The sequence below is a fragment of the Ralstonia pickettii genome, assembly GCF_001699815.1.
GTDB lineage: Bacteria > Pseudomonadota > Gammaproteobacteria > Burkholderiales > Burkholderiaceae > Ralstonia > Ralstonia thomasii.
The window spans coordinates 62,755-79,017 of the sequence record NZ_MCGB01000113.1 but is presented as its reverse complement, the minus strand read 5'-3'; the positions used below and the strand labels follow the sequence as shown (position 1 = coordinate 79,017).

General features: G+C 63.2%; 17 protein-coding genes. 12 read left to right on the top strand and 5 right to left on the bottom strand.

The genetic code is table 11. The annotated features are described in order from the left end of the window. The first annotated feature begins 39 nt into the window (after positions 1-39). From BEK68_RS24270 to BEK68_RS24250, 5 genes are read left to right on the top strand one after another with little or no spacing between them, the layout of a single operon-like run. Positions 40-879, top strand: a complete 840-nt coding sequence (locus tag BEK68_RS24270; RefSeq protein WP_004634004.1) for a universal stress protein — start codon at positions 40-42, stop codon at positions 877-879. A 33-nt stretch (positions 880-912) separates the two neighbouring features. Beyond that, entirely contained in the window at positions 913-1,566 is a 654-nt protein-coding gene (locus tag BEK68_RS24265) for a BON domain-containing protein (RefSeq protein WP_012430424.1), read from the top strand. Positions 1,567-1,612: 46 nt separating this feature from the next. Then, positions 1,613-2,143, top strand: coding sequence for a flavodoxin family protein (locus BEK68_RS24260; RefSeq protein ID WP_004634007.1), 531 nt, complete (start codon positions 1,613-1,615; stop codon positions 2,141-2,143). 47 nt (positions 2,144-2,190) lie between these two features. Further along, positions 2,191-2,553: a TraR/DksA family transcriptional regulator gene (locus BEK68_RS24255; RefSeq protein ID WP_012430423.1), complete on the top strand. Its 363-nt coding sequence runs from the start codon at positions 2,191-2,193 to the stop codon at positions 2,551-2,553. A 30-nt stretch (positions 2,554-2,583) separates the two neighbouring features. Further along, positions 2,584-3,231 (top strand): BON domain-containing protein, encoded by a 648-nt coding sequence (locus tag BEK68_RS24250; protein ID WP_004634010.1) that lies wholly within the window; start codon positions 2,584-2,586, stop codon positions 3,229-3,231. Between the two features lie 78 nt (positions 3,232-3,309). Here the strand turns inward: BEK68_RS24250 and BEK68_RS24245 are convergent, their stop codons facing one another. Then, positions 3,310-4,101, bottom strand: a complete 792-nt coding sequence (locus tag BEK68_RS24245; RefSeq protein ID WP_012430422.1) for a helix-turn-helix domain-containing protein — start codon at positions 4,099-4,101, stop codon at positions 3,310-3,312. A 254-nt stretch (positions 4,102-4,355) separates the two neighbouring features. On the opposite strand from BEK68_RS24245, the gene BEK68_RS24240 reads away from it, so the two are divergent. The 7 genes from BEK68_RS24240 (at position 4,356) to mgtA (ending at position 13,772) form a co-directional block, all read left to right on the top strand. Beyond that, on the top strand, positions 4,356-5,744 hold the full coding sequence (locus tag BEK68_RS24240; RefSeq protein WP_004634013.1) for a PAS domain-containing sensor histidine kinase: 1,389 nt from the start codon (positions 4,356-4,358) through the stop codon (positions 5,742-5,744). Then, positions 5,741-6,388 carry a response regulator gene (locus tag BEK68_RS24235; protein WP_012430421.1) on the top strand — a complete coding sequence of 216 codons (648 nt, stop codon included), beginning with the start codon at positions 5,741-5,743 and terminating at the stop codon, positions 6,386-6,388. Before BEK68_RS24240 ends, BEK68_RS24235 begins: the two co-directional genes overlap by 4 nt. Positions 6,389-6,532: 144 nt before the next feature. Continuing rightward, positions 6,533-7,669, top strand: a complete 1,137-nt coding sequence (locus BEK68_RS24230) for an ABC transporter permease (protein WP_012430420.1) — start codon at positions 6,533-6,535, stop codon at positions 7,667-7,669. A 2-nt stretch (positions 7,670-7,671) separates the two neighbouring features. Beyond that, positions 7,672-8,370: an ABC transporter ATP-binding protein gene (locus BEK68_RS24225; RefSeq protein WP_012430419.1), complete on the top strand. Its 699-nt coding sequence runs from the start codon at positions 7,672-7,674 to the stop codon at positions 8,368-8,370. Further along, entirely contained in the window at positions 8,367-9,452 is a 1,086-nt protein-coding gene (locus tag BEK68_RS24220) for an HlyD family secretion protein (protein WP_012430418.1), read from the top strand. The genes BEK68_RS24225 and BEK68_RS24220 overlap by 4 nt, the downstream gene beginning before the upstream one ends. After that, complete coding sequence (locus BEK68_RS24215; protein WP_012430417.1) at positions 9,449-10,924, top strand: efflux transporter outer membrane subunit; 1,476 nt, start codon at positions 9,449-9,451, stop codon at positions 10,922-10,924. Before BEK68_RS24220 ends, BEK68_RS24215 begins: the two co-directional genes overlap by 4 nt. A gap of 220 nt (positions 10,925-11,144) precedes the next feature. After that, the gene (mgtA, locus tag BEK68_RS24210; RefSeq protein ID WP_012430416.1) at positions 11,145-13,772 is read left to right on the top strand and encodes a magnesium-translocating P-type ATPase; all 2,628 of its coding nucleotides are present in this window, start codon (positions 11,145-11,147) and stop codon (positions 13,770-13,772) included. Positions 13,773-13,812: 40 nt separating this feature from the next. Here the strand turns inward: mgtA and BEK68_RS24205 are convergent, their stop codons facing one another. From BEK68_RS24205 to BEK68_RS24190, 4 genes are read right to left on the bottom strand one after another with little or no spacing between them, the layout of a single operon-like run. After that, positions 13,813-14,463, bottom strand: coding sequence for a phosphoribosyltransferase (locus BEK68_RS24205; protein WP_012430415.1), 651 nt, complete (start codon positions 14,461-14,463; stop codon positions 13,813-13,815). Between the two features lie 4 nt (positions 14,464-14,467). Continuing rightward, entirely contained in the window at positions 14,468-15,151 is a 684-nt protein-coding gene (locus tag BEK68_RS24200) for a dienelactone hydrolase family protein (RefSeq protein ID WP_004634029.1), read from the bottom strand. Between the two features lie 40 nt (positions 15,152-15,191). Continuing rightward, entirely contained in the window at positions 15,192-15,656 is a 465-nt protein-coding gene (locus BEK68_RS24195) for a CBS domain-containing protein (protein WP_012430414.1), read from the bottom strand. Positions 15,657-15,678: 22 nt separating this feature from the next. Then, a complete protein-coding gene (locus tag BEK68_RS24190) occupies positions 15,679-16,113 on the bottom strand; it encodes a hypothetical protein (RefSeq protein ID WP_249262972.1) in 435 nt (144 codons plus the stop codon). Positions 16,114-16,263: the final 150 nt, after the last annotated feature.

The window sequence follows — 16,263 nt, the reverse complement described above, 5'->3', positions numbered from 1 at the left end:
CCGGTAGCGCATCTTCTGACACGACTTCGGGATCTGACCATGAGCTACGCCAGTGTGATGGTGCATCTGGACCGCAGCGAACGCGCCATGCACCGCCTTGACCTTGCGGCCCAGTATGCCCAGGCGCACGGCGCCAAACTCGTCGGCATCTATGCGAGCTTTGCGCCAAGCCTCAGCTGGTTCTACATGATGGAGAACGCTGCGCACTATCTGGAGGAAGACCGCATCCGGCGCGACAGCATCCGGGATGCGGTGCACGCGCGCTTTCGCCTGGCGACGGAGAAGCTTGCGGTGGAAACGGAGTGGCGAGCAGTGGAAGGCGACCCCGTGGCTCTCGTACTTCGTGAAGCGCGTGAGACCGATCTTCTCGTCGTCGGGCAACGGAACCACGATGAACCGGATGAATTCATTGCCGGCGACTTTGTGGAGACCCTGATCCTGGAGTCGGGCCGCCCCGTGCTGGTTGTGCCGTATGCGGGCAACTTCACTGCATTGCCGCAGCGCGTGCTGGTGGCCTGGAGCGGCGGACGCGAATCGGCCCGTGCGCTGCACGATGCCATGCCGATGATGACGGGCACCAATGTGCACGTGCTGCAGATCACAAGCACGCAGCCAAAGCACTGGGCCGAGGAAACCACGGTGGGTCAGGTGGCGCGTGCGCTGAATGCGCGCGGTATTCATACAACGGTGGAAGAGACCGATTGCGCAGATTCCGATGCCGCCGTGGGTGAGTTGCTGCTCTCGCGAGCGGCCGACTTCAATGCCGATCTGATCGTGATGGGGGCCTACGGGCACAGCCGCCTGCGCGAACTCGTACTGGGCGGGGTGACGCGCACCCTGCTGAACACGATGACCGTGCCGGTGCTGATGTCGCACTGAGCCTCGACCTCAATTGAACCTGAGGAGATCACGATGAAGAACGATATCCAGCTCAAGCACGATGTCGAAGAAGAATTGCAATGGGACCCGGCGGTGGATGCCAGTCGCTTTGCCGTGCAGGCCAAGGATGGCGTCGTCACGCTCTCCGGCGGCGTCGACACGTTCGCCGACAAGCATGCCGCGGAAGAGGCGATCCGGCGTGTAGCCGGCGTGACCGCGCTTGTCATCCATGTGGATGTGCGGATGCCGCCGGATATGGAGCGCCCGGATGGCGAGATTGCGCAGGCGATCAGCAGCGCGTTGCATTGGAATGCATCGGTGCCGCCGGATGCTGTCCAGATCACTGTCGAGGGCGGCGCCGTGACGCTGCGCGGTGAAGTCGACCAGGACTTCCAGCGCCGTGCGGCGCTGGACACGGTGCGCAGAGTGCGCGGCGTGAAATCCGTGGCCAATGCGCTGACATTGCGCGCCGCCTCGGGCCCCGCGGATCTGAGCAATCGCATTGCAAAGGCACTGCAACGCCTGGCTGCAGTTGACGCGTCGCGCCTGAATGTTTCCGTGGCGGACGGCACGGTGACCTTGTACGGGCCGCTGCGCAACCTCAACGAGTGCCGTGCCGCCCGTGAGGCCGCATGGGATGCACCAGGCGTGCGCGCCGTCGTCGACCAGATGTGGGTTGGTTCCTAGAGGCAATCCGCCATTTCCACTGCTTTCGAAATCCCTGGAGTACGAGATGGAAAAGAAGCTGATCGTGTACTACTCGCGCACCGGCACGGCACGTCAGGTAGCCGAGCAGATGGCTGCGCAGAGCGGATGGCAGCTTGCCGAGGTGACGGACGAGCATCCGCGCGCCGGCTTCCTGGGAGATGCGCGCTGCGTCCTCGAAACGGTATTCCATGCGCGCGCCAAGTATCGCTATGAAGGTCCGCCGCTTGATGATGTCGAACACGTCATCGTGATCGCGCCCATCTGGATGGGCCACCTGGCTTCGCCCATGCGGGACTTCCTGGCTGACCAACTGCCGGGGTCCACGCACCTGTCCGTGATTTGTGTCATGGCGGCCCGCGGGGCGTTCCGTGCTGTCGAAGAAATCATGCGCATCACGGCCACCATTCCGGCGCCGGTGCTGGCGCTGTTCCAGCGTGACGTGCTCAGCGGGCTGTCGCAAGAAGAGATCGCGGGTTTCATCGAACAGGTGAAGACTGCCGGCCGGTGGGAGCAATCGAGGCAACGTCCGGCCTGGCTGTCGCCAACGGAAGCCTGAGGCCGAACCCACCGCTGGGACGTTGAATCCATTGAAGGAGACGTGGCATGAGCCGCTTTACCGAGGCGCAATGGAAACGGCTGAGGAGCTTGCTCGACGAGCAGGAAGCACGCGTGCGGCGCCAGTTGTCGGCGCTGGGCCCAACCACTGTGCCGGTGCCGCGTGAAGCGCCGTTTGAGAACGCGGATCTTGCCGATGAAGAGGTAGGGGAACAAACGAACGACGTCATGCTCGTCCGCTACCGAAGCGAGCTTGAGCAACTGAACGCTGCACGCGAGCGTATGCAGCAGCACAGCTACGGTATCTGCGTCGATTGTGGCGAAGCGATTCCGTTTTTACGCCTGCAAGCCCAGCCGACGGCCATGCGCTGTCTGCCTTGCCAAACAGCGTGTGAGCGCCGCTGGGCATAGCAAGGCGACTCTATCCAGCAGGAGCAAAGTATGAAAAGCGATCTGGGCATCAAACAGGACGTCAACGACGAACTGCTTTGGGAGCCTGCGGTGGATGCCGCAGCAATTGGTGTGGAGGTGGACAACGGCGTGGTGACACTGACCGGCCACGTTCGCAGCTACATGGAAAAGCTTGCTGCCGAGCATGCAGCCGAACGTGTTGCTGGCGTGCGTGGTGTCGTGCAGAAAATCGAAGTCCGCCTGCCGGGAGCGCATACGGACGCAGACGTTGCCCAAGCGGCCCGCGCCGCGCTTGAATGGCAGGTTACCCTGCCGTCCAACCGCATCGAGGTGCTGGTCGAAAACGGCTGGGTGACGCTCTCGGGTGAGGTGGACTGGCCCTACCAGAGCGAGCAGGCAGCGCATGCGGTGGGATCGTTGCGTGGTGTGGCGGGCCTGATCAATCGGCTGCAGATCAAAGCGCGCGTGGCGCCAGCCAATGTTGCCGAGCAGATCGGTGCGGCGCTCAAGCGGCATGCCGCGCGTGAAGCCGACCACATTCGCGTCTCCGTTCAAGGCGGGACGGTCACGCTCAGCGGCCACATCGGTTCCGCATCGGAGCGGCGTGCGGCAAAGGGCGCGGCATGGTCCGCACCTGGAGTGACGGAAGTCATCGATCATCTCCAGATCGTGCCGTAGGTAATGAAGCAGTAAAGAAAACATGCCGCCCCACCTGAAAAGCGGGGCGGCATGTTTTTTGAGGGGCGCCCCGAGCGATCAAAGCTCCATCAGTGCCGCCTTGTCGGTCAGCTCGATGTTCTTGCCGCTCACCACGATCCAGCCTTCGCGCTGAAACCTCGACAGCGCACGGCTGACGGTCTCGAGCTGCATGCCAAGGTAGCTGCCGATTTCTTCCCGGGTCATGCGCAGCGTGAAGCTGGTAGCGGAATACCCCCGGTCCTGCATGCGCGTGGAAAGGTTCAGCAGGAAGGTGGCAACACGCGCTTCCGCACTCAGCCCAGCGAGCAGCAGCATCAGCCCTGACTCGCGCACGATCTCTTCTGCCATCAATTGGTGAAGGCGATGTTGCAGTGGACGAATGTCCTGGCACAGGTCCTCAATGCAATGGAAGGGCATGGAGCACACGGTGCTGTCCTCCAGCGCAATCGCGTCGCATGTGTGCCGATCGGCGGCAATGCCGTCGAGGCCGAGCGTTTCGCCCGCCAATTGGAATCCGGTGACGTGATTTGCGCCGTTGGGGTGCGATACCACGGTTTTGAACGAACCGGACCGGATGGCATACAGCGCATGGAACACGTCGCCCGCCCGAAAAAGGGCTTCGCCTTTGGCGATCTTGCGCCAGGTGTGCACCATCCGATCCAGTTGTTCGTGTTGCGCCGATGGCACAGCGCTCGCGATACAGGCCCAGTGCATCATGCAGTTGGTGCATTGGCTGCTGGGAATCAGGGGTGTTGTCTGGCGGATCTGCGTTGCGTCGCGGACGAGCCTGAGCTGGGGAAGTTGGCGGGTTTCGACGGGTGAAGGGGACTCTATCGTGCGCGGAATCATGGGGGCGGCTCCGGAAGGCGTCTGTGGTCTTTGAACCACACATCCTCGGTGAGGTGGTGGGTGTCCGGTCACTGCGCTCCATCAAGGCCCGGTGTCCGTACGGTCAGTATCGGAGGCGCGGCGTTTGCGCGAAATCAGGCAGCGCTGAGATGGTCGTCGGGATGTGCCATGCCGCTGTCAGGATTCCCTGACAGCGGCGGCAGGGTTTTCCGGGGGGCTTCTCCTTCACACGGCTAGTACCTCCAGCCTTGGGAATGGGCTATGTTGATTGCATCCCGACCTTTTGGTGGTGCTCGGTGGCGGAGCAAGATACTCAATCCTCAAAGGCAACGCACAGGCGGCTGCTGCAGTTGCAATCCACTTCGGCCGAACTGGTGGTGGGGGTGCTGGCCGTTTTGCTGCTGGCGGCGGCAGTTGCCCGGCTGGCGTTTGCGCTTCAGGCCGGGGATGCCCCCTTCATTTTGCTGGCCTCGGCAAGTATTTCTGCGGTCATCGCACTGGTCTTCTATTGGCTGCGGCTGCGGAAGTTGCGAGCCGCCGTCGCCCGGGATCTGACGTACCTAGAAAAGAGCGAAGCGCGGCTGGCCGGCATCATCCGGTCATCAATGGAAGCCATCATTTCGGTGGACGAAACCCAGCGCATCGTGCTCTTCAATCCCATGGCTGAAACTCTGTTCGGTTGTTCAGCGCGCCAAGCCATCGGCCGCCCACTGTCAGACTTTATTCCCGAGCGGTTTCGCGGCGCGCACGAAGCGCATGTACGGCGCTTCGGGGTGACGGGCGTATCGGAGCGCCAGATGGGTAAGCAGCGCCCGCTGTTTGCCCTGCATACCGATGGGCGCGAATTCCCGATCGAAGCGTCGATTTCACAGATCGAAGTGAACGGCGGCAAGCTCTTCACGGTGATGCTGCGCGACACCACGGAGCGTGTGCGTGCGGAAGCGGCGCTGCGGCGCTCCCAGGAAGAACTGCAGCATCTGTCGGACAGCATCCTGGCCACGCGCGAGGAGGAGCGGCACCGCATCGCCCGCGAGCTGCACGACGATCTGGGCCAACGCCTGAGCGCGCTCAAGATGGACATTTCGCTGCTGGCAGCGGATCTGCAGGCCGCACGGAGCGACAAGGCGCTGATCGACCAGACCCAGGCAATGCAACACGTGATCGACGAGACGATTGTTGCCGTTCGGCATATCTCGGCGGATCTTCGGCCGCCATTGCTCGACGAGTTGGGGCTCGTGCCGTCCCTCGAATGGATGGCCAAGAATTTTCGCCAACGCTTTGGCCTGGTCGTGACTGTGCATGCGCAAGAACTGGCGATGAACGAGCGCGCTGCCATCTCGGTGTTCCGGATCGTGCAGGAGGCACTCAACAACGTCGTGCGCCACGCCGATGCCACGCGTGTTGAGATCGAGTTCTCGCAGCAGGACGACGTGCTCGAACTGTCCATTCAAGACAATGGCCATGGCTGGAGTGGGGCGCCTCCGGCGGTGGGTGAACGCAAGCCGCTGGGATTGCTTGGCATTCGCGAGCGCGCCCGGCTACTGGGCGGGCAGGCAACGATCACACATGCACCTGGTGGCGGCTTTCGCTTGAGCGTGAGCTTTCCCGCCGTTCACAAGGCCACCGAGGAGGCGCCGTCATGATTCGCGTGATGATCGCCGACGATCATGCCGTGATGCGCGATGGCGTGCGTCATATCCTTGAGCGCGCGGGGGATTTTGAAGTCGCCTGCGAAGCCTCCGACGGTACACAGGTCGTGCAACTTGTGCGTGATCATCAACCGCAGGTGATCGTGCTCGATCTTTCCATGCCGGGGCACAGCGGGCTGGAACTGCTCCGCCAGTTGCATGACGATCACCCCAGGGTGCGCGTGCTGGTGCTGACCATGCACGCTGAAGAACAATACGTGGCACGCGCCTTTCGTGCGGGGGCGGCCGGCTACCTGACAAAGGAGAGCGCCGCCACCGAACTGGTTACCGCGCTGCAGAAGGTGGCGAACGGCGGCACCTACGTCAGCCCACCCATGGCGGAGAAGCTCGCGCACAGCCTGGGCGAGCCCAGTGAAGAGGCGGCCCACACGCGCCTGTCCGACCGCGAGATGGAAGTCTATCGCCGGCTGGTGCGCGGCGAGCCCTTGACCGAGATCGCCACCAGCCTGTGCGTGAGCGCCAAGACCATCAGCACCTACAAGATGCGGCTGATGGACAAGCTGCAGCTCTCCAGCGAAGCCGCCCTTGTGCGTTACGCGATACGCCATCGCTTGTTTTCCGACGACGATACGCTGTAGCGCATTCCCTGCTGGACGCAGCCCGGCCTTGCGACACATCAATGGCCGCCGCCCCCGAATCGCTATCGTTGATGCACATGCATCGGCCGGTCGATATCACCCCGGGGCGCACCCCTGTCTGCCGTGCATGGCCAAGGGGGCCATGTGCAAGCCATTCTCAAACTCGCCTACAAGCTGCTGGTCAATGACAAGGCCAAGCTGAGCGGCTTGCTGGTCGGCATTACGTTTGCCGTGTTTTTGATGATCGAGATGACGTCGCTGTTTGCGGGCGTGCTCAATCGGTCTTCGTCTGCCGTGTACAACATTGGCGCACGGATGTGGGTCATGGACCCGGCTGTCAATACCGTGGCCAACTCGATCGGCATGCCGGATTACGTCCTTGATGCGGTACGCAGCATTCACGGTGTGAAGTTTGCCGTGCCGCTCTATTCAGGCGGCGCGCTCGTGCGCCTGAACAGCGGAACCTATCAGCCCGTGACCGTCGTCGGCATCGACGACACCAGCCTGTTCGGCCGCCCTCGCATGCTCAGTGGCCGTATCCAGGATCTGTACGGCGAGAACGCCTTCATCGTCATCCAGGATGCCGAGTTCGGGAAGCTCGAAAACCCGCATATCGGCACGGAATTCGAAGTCAACGACCATCGAGGGGTGATCGTCGGCATTGGCGAGGTGGCGTCCAGCGGATTGTTTGGCGTGCCCACCCTGTACACAACGTACCGCCGCGCCGTGCAATACCTGCCGAGTACGCGCTACACGATGTCGTACATCCTGATTGAGCCCAAGACCGAGGCCGACATTGCGGCGATCGAACGTGCGGTCGACCGGCTCGGTTACCGCGCCCTGACCAGGGAAGAGTTCATCGGCCGCATCTCTCACTTCTATACCTACCAGACCGGGCTTGGCACCAACATCCTGCTGATGACGGTGATCAGCTTCGTGGTGGGGCTGTCGATCTCGGGGCAGACGTTCTACACGTTCATCCTGGAAAACCTCGAGCGCTTTGGCGCACTCAAGGCCATCGGGGCCAAGGGGCGCGAACTGGTCACGATGATCGTCTTCCAGGCCACGTTTGTGGCGCTGGTGGGCTACGGGCTGGGGATCGGCCTATGCGCCGCGTCGATCGCACTGGTGCGTCTTCGCATTCCAGACTACGCGGCCATGATCACCTTCACCAATCTGATGCTGGCGCTGGCCATGGTGATCGTGATTGCCGGCATATCGGGCTACATCGGGGTGCGCAAAGTGCTTCGCATCGAGCCCTTCGATATCTTCCGGGGTTGATTGTGGCCAACGTTGCCATTGCCGCTCAGGCCCTCGATAAATGGTTTGGCGAGGGCGAGGCGCGTACCCGCGCGCTCATGCAGGTCAGTTTCGAGGCCGAGTTCAACGAGATGCTGTTCATCGTCGGACCGTCGGGCAGCGGCAAGACCACGCTGCTGAGCGTGATATCGGGCATCCTGCGCCCGGATAGCGGCCGCGCGATGGTGGACGGGGTTGACATCTGGAGCCTGGGCGCCGACGCGCTGGCCGATTTCCGCCTGGGCAGGATCGGCTTCGTGTTTCAGGATTACCACCTGTTCCCGCGCCTCACCACGGTCGAGAACGTCGCCATCCCGCTGATCCTGCGGCATGTGGCCTGGGACACCGCGCTCGATCAGGCCATGCACTACCTCGATGTCGTCGGGCTGAAGAACCGCGCCCAGTTGCCGCCGGTCAAGCTCAGTGGCGGCGAGCAGCAGCGTGTGGCCATTGCACGCGCCATCGTCACGCAGCCCGACATCCTGATCCTGGATGAACCCACCGCATCGCTGGATGGCGACACCGGCCGTTCGATCATGCAGTTCGTGAAGACGGAGATCCTGAACGCGCACCGCTGTATCGTGATCGTGACGCACGACGCGCGCATCCTCGACCTGGCCAGCCGCATCCTCGACATGGAGGACGGCAAGCTGAGCCGCATTGAACACGGAGCGATGCGATGAAGATCCGATGGTTGTTTGTGCTCTCTGTGATCGGCGCGCTGGCGGGAATTGGCGCGGCGATCTACTACGCGCGGCAGCGCCCGCCGTTGCCACCCGTCTTCCAGCCGGCAGCCAATCCGTACGCGACGGGCATCTACGCCAACGGCATCGTCGAAAGCGATCAGCCCAGTGGTGCCAACCTGAACCTGTATGCCGAAGTGTCGGGCACCGTCGCGCGCATCGCCGTGCAAGAAGGGCAGGCAGTCAAGCGCGGCGACGTGCTGATCCAGATCGAAGATTCCGTGCAGCGCGCCCTGACCGCGCAACAGCAGTCGCAAGCGGATGCCGTTGATGCGCAGTTGAACGCGCTGCTGGCCCAACCGCGCAGGGAAGCGCTGGAGGTCACGCGTGCACAGGTGGGTGCCGCAGATGCCGGCTTGCGCACCGTGCAGGATCAGTTGGACAAGCTTGAAGCGGCCGCCCGGCTCAATCCCAAGGCAGTCAGTCGCGATGCAATGGACAACGCTGCCAACGCGGTACGGGTGGCACACGGCAATCTCGTTGTTGCCCAGCGTCAGTACGACCTGACGCGCGCCGGCGCCTGGAGCTATGACATCCGCACGCTGCAAAAACAGCGCGATGCCTTGCAGAAGGGCGCGGCGGCGGCAGCAGCGCTGCTCGAAAAGTATGCCGTGCGGGCGCCGATGGACGGTGTTGTCATGTCCGTCAATACAGCAATGGGCGGCTATGTATCGCCACAGGGCACCTATGACGCCTACACGCGGGCCAACGTGCCACTCGTCACGATGAGCGCCGGGCAGAACAAGCTGGCCGTGCGCGTGTATGTGGATGAGATTCTGGTGCACCGCCTTCCGCCCGGCACGGTGCAGGCACGCATGTTCGTGCGCGGCACCGACGTTAGCGTGCCGCTGGAATTCGTGCGCGTGCAGCCGTACGTGTCGCCCAAGATTCAGTTGTCCGACCAGCGCGCCGAACGCGTGGATGTGCGCGTGCTGCCGTTGCTTTTCCGTTTCAAGCAGCCTGACAAGCTGGCCGTCTATCCGGGCCAACTGGTCGACGTCTACCTGCAGGGGGCGTCGTGAAAGCGGCGGCGTGGGCGATAGGCGTCGCGCTTGTGGTTCCGGGCTGCGCCGTCGGGCCGGATTTTCATGCACCGCAGGCGCCTGGCGTCGATCGCTATCTTCGTGACGGTGAAGTTGCGCAGCCCCCCTCGGCAGACGGCGTTGCGCAGCGCTTCACGGCGGCAACCGTGCCGGCAGACTGGTGGCACGCTCTCGGTAGTCCCGCGCTTGATCTGGCCATGGAAGCCGCCATTACGGCCAACCCCGGCCTGCAGCAGGCGCAAGCCAACCTGCGTGCCGCGCAAGACCTGTTGCGAGCCGGCGCGGGCGTGTTCTACCCGCAGGTGGCGGGATCGGCCGATGTGTCACGTCAGGCAGCGGTGCCCGCCAGGCTTGGGCAGGCCGGGGTGCCAAGCCTTTTTACGCTGTGGACTCTGGGCGCATCCATCAGCTATGCGGTCGATCTCTTTGGCGGCAATCGGCGTGCCGTGGAAGCCCTGGCCGCGCAAGCGGAAGGACAAAGGTATGCGGTGGCCGCCGCCTACCTCACCTTGACCGGCAATCTGGTGAACGCCGTGATCGCGCATGCTGCCTATCGGGCGCAGATCGACACCACGCGCAGCCTGATTGCCGTGGTGCGAGAGCAGATGGAGATTGCACACGCGCAGGTCGAAGCCGGCGTCGTGGCGCATGCCAGCGAGTTGAGCCTTGCTGCGCAATTGGCGTCGTTGGAAGCATCGCTGCCGCCGCTGGAGCAGAAGCGTGACCAGGCTGCGCATCTGCAGGCCGTCTTGACTGGCCGATTTCCTTCCGAGGCAGATGCCGTAGACGTGGCGCTCAACGGGTTGCAATTGCCGGCGGACTTGCCCAGCCTGGTGCCGTCTGAACTGGTGCGCCAGCGGCCCGACGTTCTGGCCGCCCAGGCGCGCCTGCACCAGGTCAGCGCCGAGGTGGGTGTCGCAACGGCGGCGATGCTGCCCAGTCTGACCCTCAGCGCAGACTATGCCCGGATGAGCGGCCGAAGCGCTGACCTCTTTGGTGCGAAAGCCGGCGCCTGGAGCGTGGGGGCGAACCTCGTGGCCCCACTGTTTGAAGGCGGCACCCTGTATTTCCGCCGTTCTGCGTCGCGGCAGGCGTTACAGGCTGCCGATGCCGGCTATCGGCAGGTGGTGCTTGCTTCGTTTGAGCAGGTGGCCGATGTGCTGCGGGCGCTGGAACACGATGCCGTGCAGCTTGACGCACAGTTGCGCGCGCAGGCGGCGGCAAGTGCCGCACTGGATGAGATCAACGCCGACTACCGTGCCGGCGTTGCCGGCTATCTGCAGGTGCTCAGTGCCGATCAGCAATACCAGCAAGCCGTGCTGGGCACGCAGCAGGTGCGTGCACAGCGGCTGCAAGATACCGTGGCGCTGTTCCTTGCGCTGGGCGGAGGCTGGCGTGGCGCCAGCATTGAAACCCCAGTGGCGGGACATGTACAGCAAGCACCCGACTGACGACGACCGTTGAGTTGCATCAAGCCCCGACGCGCGTCCTGCGCTCTAATGGTTTGCACGTCCATGTGCTTTACCCGCAATTTCCCATGCACACCGCGCCCGCGCCGTCTTTGTCTGCCGCTGTCAGGATCAGCATGCCCGCACACGCTGCCGGGGGTTGGGTGTCGGATGCGAGGGTTGCAACTCGCCAGGCGCATGCCTGCGCGCAAGGAGACTAGCAATGCGCGGGAAGCCACGCTGGCAAGCGCTGCCCAATATGTTGTCTGCACATGCACCAGCCGACGATCTCTCGATGTGGTCGGCGCTTGCCTCGCAAGACGTGCTTGAGCGGCTCGGTACCCAGATGCACGGCCTGACGCAGGAGGGCGCTGCGCAGCGCCTGCGCGAATATGGGCTCAACCGCGTGGCCAACGGCCATCACGAGGGTGTGCTGGTCGAGTTGGCGCGCCGGTCGGTCAATCCGTTGAATCTGCTGCTCATCTCGCTGGCGGGCGTCTCGGCGGTGCTGGGCGATGTACGGGCAGCCGTACTGATTGCGGTCATGGTGGTGCTGAGCGTCGTGCTGGGCTTTCTGCAGGAGCATCGTTCGAACCGGGCGGCGGAGGCGTTGCGTCGCATGGTGCATACAACGGCGACGGTCAAGCGCATCGCATCCGACGGCGCCGAAGCGAGCCAGGAAATCCCGATCGAGCAATTAGTGCCGGGCGATATCGTCCAGCTTTGTGCCGGTGACATGGTGCCGGCGGACCTGCGGCTGCTCGGCGCGAAGGATGTGTTTGTCAACCAGTCGGCCCTGACTGGCGAGGCCATGCCACAGGAAAAGCATGCAGAGCCTTCCGAAAGCCAGCCGGCGGCAGATTTCGAACGGCCCAACCTGTGCTTCATGGGCAGCGCCGTGGTGAGCGGCTACGCGACGGGCGTGGTCCTGACTACCGGCCACCGGACCGCCTTTGGTCATGTGGCCAACCTGATTGCCGCGCAACGCGTGCAGACCAGCTTTGACCGGGGCATTACCCGGTTTACCTGGTTGATGCTGACGCTGATCCTGGTGATGGCACCCATGGTGTTTCTCATCAATGGACTGACCAAGGGCAACTGGTTCGAGGCGCTGTTGTTTGCGGTGGCCGTGGCCGTCGGCCTGACGCCCGAGATGCTGCCGATGATCGTCACGGTCAATCTGGCCAAGGGCGCCATCGCCATGTCGCGCAAGAAGGTCATCGTCAAGCGGCTCAACGCCATCCAGAATTTCGGTGCGATGGATGTGCTGTGCACCGACAAGACCGGCACGCTCACGCAAGACCGCATCATCCTCAAGCATCACCTGGATTTGCGCGGCGAGGAATCCGACCAGGTGCTGGAGTACGCGTTTCTGAACAGCTTCTACCAGTCGGGCCTGAAGAACCTGCTGGACGTGGCCGTGCTCAAGCACGTGGAGCTGGAGCAGCGCCTGGATGTGCATGCGCGTTTTCAGAAAATCGATGAACTACCGTTTGACTTCGAGCGCCGGCGCATGTCGGTGGTGCTGGCGCAGGACGACGGCACACACGTGCTGATCTGCAAGGGGGCGGTCGAAGAAGTGCTGGCCGTCAGCGCGCGTTATGTGAGCGGTGACGAGGCTGGCCCGCTGGAGGCAAGCCATCTCGAAGCTACGCGGCAACTGGCGGAGAACCTGAACGCTGACGGTTTCCGTGTCGTCGCTGTTGCGTACAGGGAGATGCCGCCCGGGCAAAGCCAGTACGCCGTGGCGGACGAGGCGGGGTTGACGTTGCTGGGGTATATCGCCTTTCTTGACCCACCACGTGATACGGCCGCGCCAGCCCTGGCCGCCTTGAAGGCCAGCGGCGTGGCAGTCAAGATCCTGACGGGGGACAACGCCATTGTTGCGCGCAAGATCTGCCGCGAGGTCGGGCTGGCCGTGGAACCGGTGGTGCTTGGCACCGAGCTGGCCGCCATGTCACCCGACCAGATGGCCGACATCGCCGAACGCGCATCGATCTTCGCCAAGGTTTCGCCCGCGCAGAAGGCGGCCATTGTCGATGCACTGCACCGCAGGGGCCATGTCGTGGGCTTCATGGGCGACGGCATCAACGATGGGCCGGCGCTCAAGGCCGCCGATGTCGGCATCTCCGTGGATAGCGCGGTCGATATTGCCAAGGAGTCTGCCGACATCATCCTCCTGGAGAAAAGCCTGGCCGTGCTGGGGGAGGGCGTGACGGAAGGGCGCAAGGTGTTTGGCAACATCGTCAAGTACATCAAGATGGGCGCCAGTTCCAACTTCGGAAACATGTTCAGCGTGCTGGGCGCCAGCCTGTTTCTGCCCTTTCTGCCGATGGCGCCGGTGCAGGTGCTGCTCAACAACCTGCTCTACGACTTCTCGCAAACCGCCATCCCGACCGACAACGTTGACGACGACTACCTCGTCAAGCCACGACGGTGGGAGATCGGCAGCATTCTGAAGTTCATGCTGTACTTGGGGCCCGTCAGTTCGCTGTTTGACTTCGCGACCTATGCGCTGCTGCTGGGTGTGTTTCACGCGTGGGCTGATCCGGCGCTCTTCCAGTCCGGGTGGTTTGTTGAATCGTTGCTCACACAGACACTCATCATCCATATCATCCGCACGGGCAAGGTGCCCTTCGTGCAAAGCCGGGCAAGTACCGCGCTGGTGTTGACCAGCATCACCATTGCCTGCGTGGGTGTCGCCATGCCATTGACATCGGTCGGGGCATTGTTCGGCTTTGTGCCGCTGCCGGCAGCCTACTGGCCCTGCCTGGCTGCGATCGTCCTGGCCTATGGGTTGTCAGCCTACGTGATGAAATCCTGGTATGTGCGCAGATACGGTCTGGACTGAACCCCGGCAAGGCTCGGTGGCGGCAGGGGCCGCACCCGTGTCAGCCAGCTCGGCGTTCGGTTTGCGAAGCAGCCCCAAGCGCGGCACGCACCTCAGCGTCCTCGACCTGAGGAAAGTCGGCGTAATACATGCCGACCGCGCGGAAACCCTGCGGCGCGTAGAGGCAGACGATCTCATCGGCCAGGGGGCGAATGTCTTCCAGGCTGTCCGGCGCCGCCACAGGAACCGCGCAGACGAGGCGTTGCGGATGGCGCTCCCGTATCGCGTGAAGTGCTGCCTTCATGGACGCCCCGGTTGCCAGTCCATCGTCGACCACGATCACAACACGCCCCTCTGCGTCATACGGGCCGCGGTTCGGGGTATACAGCGCCCGGCGCCGTCGGATGACCTCCATCTGCTCGGCGCTCTCCTGTTCGAGGTAGGTCGTATCCGCGCCAATGCGCCCTGCATAGGGCGCGATGTAAGACCAGCCGCCTTCTTCCACAGAGCCCACTGCCAGTTCGGGGTTGAACGGCGCGCCGAGCTTGCGCACCAGAACCACATCAAGCTGACCGCCGAGCGCGGATGCGATGAGTGCGCCCATCGGAACCGCACCCCTTGGAATGGCCAGCACCAGCGGGTGGGTGCCCCTGTACTTTTCCAGCGCCTGCACCAGCAGGCGCGCTGCATCCAATCGATCTTTGAATCGCACGGGGTTACCTCGCGTGTTGGTGGGGTTGGGTGGCTGCACTCAGGTGGCGAACAAACCATGCCCGTGCGAGCTCGGCCACCTGTTCGAGCGCGCCGGCCTCTTCAAAAAGGTGCGTTGCGCGTGGCACCGTCTCCAGCGCTTTCTCACAATGCATCTGGCTCAGAGCCTGCCGGTTGAGATCGAGAACGTCCAAATCGGCGGCGCCGACGATCAGTAGGGTCGGGCAGGCCAGTCTGGCCAGCGCACGTTGGCCGGCAAGATCCGGGCGACCGCCGCGGCTGACCACCGCTTCGATCGCGCAGGCGTCGTCCAGCTCGGACGCTGCCAGGATCGCGGCTGCGGCGCCCGTGCTGGCGCCGAAATACCCGAGTCGCAAACTGCGTTCGCGGGCGATGCTGCCGACCGCGTGTGTGGCTGTCTGCAGACGCCGCGCCAGAAGCGCGATGTCGAAACGGCATGATGCATGTGATGCCTCTTCGGCACTCAACAGATCGAACAGCAGCGTGCCCAGGCCGGCGGCGTGGAGCTGATCGGCAACATACCGGTTGCGCGGGCTGAACCGCGAACTCCCGCTGCCATGCGCAAAGATCACCAGGCCGGTTGCATTGCCGGGGCAGTCCAGGGTGCCTTCCAGCACTGCGTCGTCCGCCACGATGTCCATGCTGAGAGAAAGCGGTTCGGCATTCATGGAGAGAATTCCTGAAATGTGATGGCAGCCGGTGGCCGGGTTACACGCTCAGCGGCGGCTGGACGCTACCGGTCGTCTCGCGTTCGCGCTCGTTATGGACAAGGCGGGCGATCAGCCCCAGCTCGGTGGCCATGGCGCCGAGCACGTCGTCCAGGGACAGCACCCCAACGAGCGCGCCGTCGGACGTCACGCCAACACGTCGCACGCCGGACGAAAGCATTTCCTGCAACGCATCGCTCAGGCTTGCGTCGAGCGGTACGTTGAGGATGCCTCGGCTCATCACATCGGCCACACAGGTCTGTGAGGGGCTAACGCCAACCGCGACCGCATCGAGCACCATGTCGCGATCCGTGACGACGCCAATTGCGCGGGGGCCAGACGGGGTGTTCTCCGTCACGACCAGCGCACCGACATGTCTCTGACGCATCTGCTGTGCCGCCTCCTGAAGCGTGCAGGAGAGCGGGATATGGACTGCATTGGGTGAATAAACGTCCTGAACTCGCATGATGGGCTCCTTGGCGTATCGATCAGGCGGTCTTTTCAGCGCTTGCCGGAGTGTGGCGCGCCGGTCGGTTCTTCTTTGCCTCGGAGTCCGACGGAGCCATGAGGCTGAAACTGTCAAAGAATGCCTTCAGCGAATCGGACGATGCGGCGAACAACTGAGACGAAGAGGTTTGCGCTTCCGGCTGCTGCATTTGCTGAGTCCACTCCGTCAACCGACGCAGATAGGCGGCCTGCAGCTTGTTCGTGAACTCGACCCAAGTCTTCAGCGCCGTCGCACTGTGGCTCGATTGCATCTTCATGAAGATGGTTTGCGCGGAGGCCAGCGATGTCCAGTCATGCGTGCCGCTCAGCTCATGTTCCAATTCACGCACATCTTCCAACGCAGCCTCGGCCAGTTTCAGCCGGAAATGAGACAGGTCGATTTGCGTCTCGAGCATGAAGCTGGCGGTGCGGCTCATATCGCGCATGACGGCGCACGCCACGTTGCAGGCCATATCGGCGGGTTGTTGCATTGCGTTCTCCGGTGGGGTCTTGGCGGATGGTGAACAGCGCCGCCGAACGAGGATTCCAACTGCAGCGTAGGCACTCTGTGCTTGTACGCGTTGATA

What these genes read in the sequence shown, in the direction of transcription:
- BEK68_RS24270 (WP_004634004.1), top strand. Translation starts at nt 40, where the DNA reads ATGAGCTACGCCAGTGTGATGGTGCATCTGGACCGCAGCGAACGCGCC.
- BEK68_RS24265 (WP_012430424.1), top strand. Translation starts at nt 913, where the DNA reads ATGAAGAACGATATCCAGCTCAAGCACGATGTCGAAGAAGAATTGCAA.
- BEK68_RS24260 (WP_004634007.1), top strand. Translation starts at nt 1,613, where the DNA reads ATGGAAAAGAAGCTGATCGTGTACTACTCGCGCACCGGCACGGCACGT.
- BEK68_RS24255 (WP_012430423.1), top strand. Translation starts at nt 2,191, where the DNA reads ATGAGCCGCTTTACCGAGGCGCAATGGAAACGGCTGAGGAGCTTGCTC.
- BEK68_RS24250 (WP_004634010.1), top strand. Translation starts at nt 2,584, where the DNA reads ATGAAAAGCGATCTGGGCATCAAACAGGACGTCAACGACGAACTGCTT.
- BEK68_RS24245 (WP_012430422.1), bottom strand. Translation starts at nt 4,101, where the DNA reads ATGATTCCGCGCACGATAGAGTCCCCTTCACCCGTCGAAACCCGCCAA.
- BEK68_RS24240 (WP_004634013.1), top strand. Translation starts at nt 4,356, where the DNA reads ATGGGCTATGTTGATTGCATCCCGACCTTTTGGTGGTGCTCGGTGGCG.
- BEK68_RS24235 (WP_012430421.1), top strand. Translation starts at nt 5,741, where the DNA reads ATGATTCGCGTGATGATCGCCGACGATCATGCCGTGATGCGCGATGGC.
- BEK68_RS24220 (WP_012430418.1), top strand. Translation starts at nt 8,367, where the DNA reads ATGAAGATCCGATGGTTGTTTGTGCTCTCTGTGATCGGCGCGCTGGCG.
- mgtA (WP_012430416.1), top strand. Translation starts at nt 11,145, where the DNA reads ATGCGCGGGAAGCCACGCTGGCAAGCGCTGCCCAATATGTTGTCTGCA.
- BEK68_RS24200 (WP_004634029.1), bottom strand. Translation starts at nt 15,151, where the DNA reads ATGAATGCCGAACCGCTTTCTCTCAGCATGGACATCGTGGCGGACGAC.
- BEK68_RS24195 (WP_012430414.1), bottom strand. Translation starts at nt 15,656, where the DNA reads ATGCGAGTTCAGGACGTTTATTCACCCAATGCAGTCCATATCCCGCTC.
- BEK68_RS24190 (WP_249262972.1), bottom strand. Translation starts at nt 16,113, where the DNA reads ATGAGCCGCACCGCCAGCTTCATGCTCGAGACGCAAATCGACCTGTCT.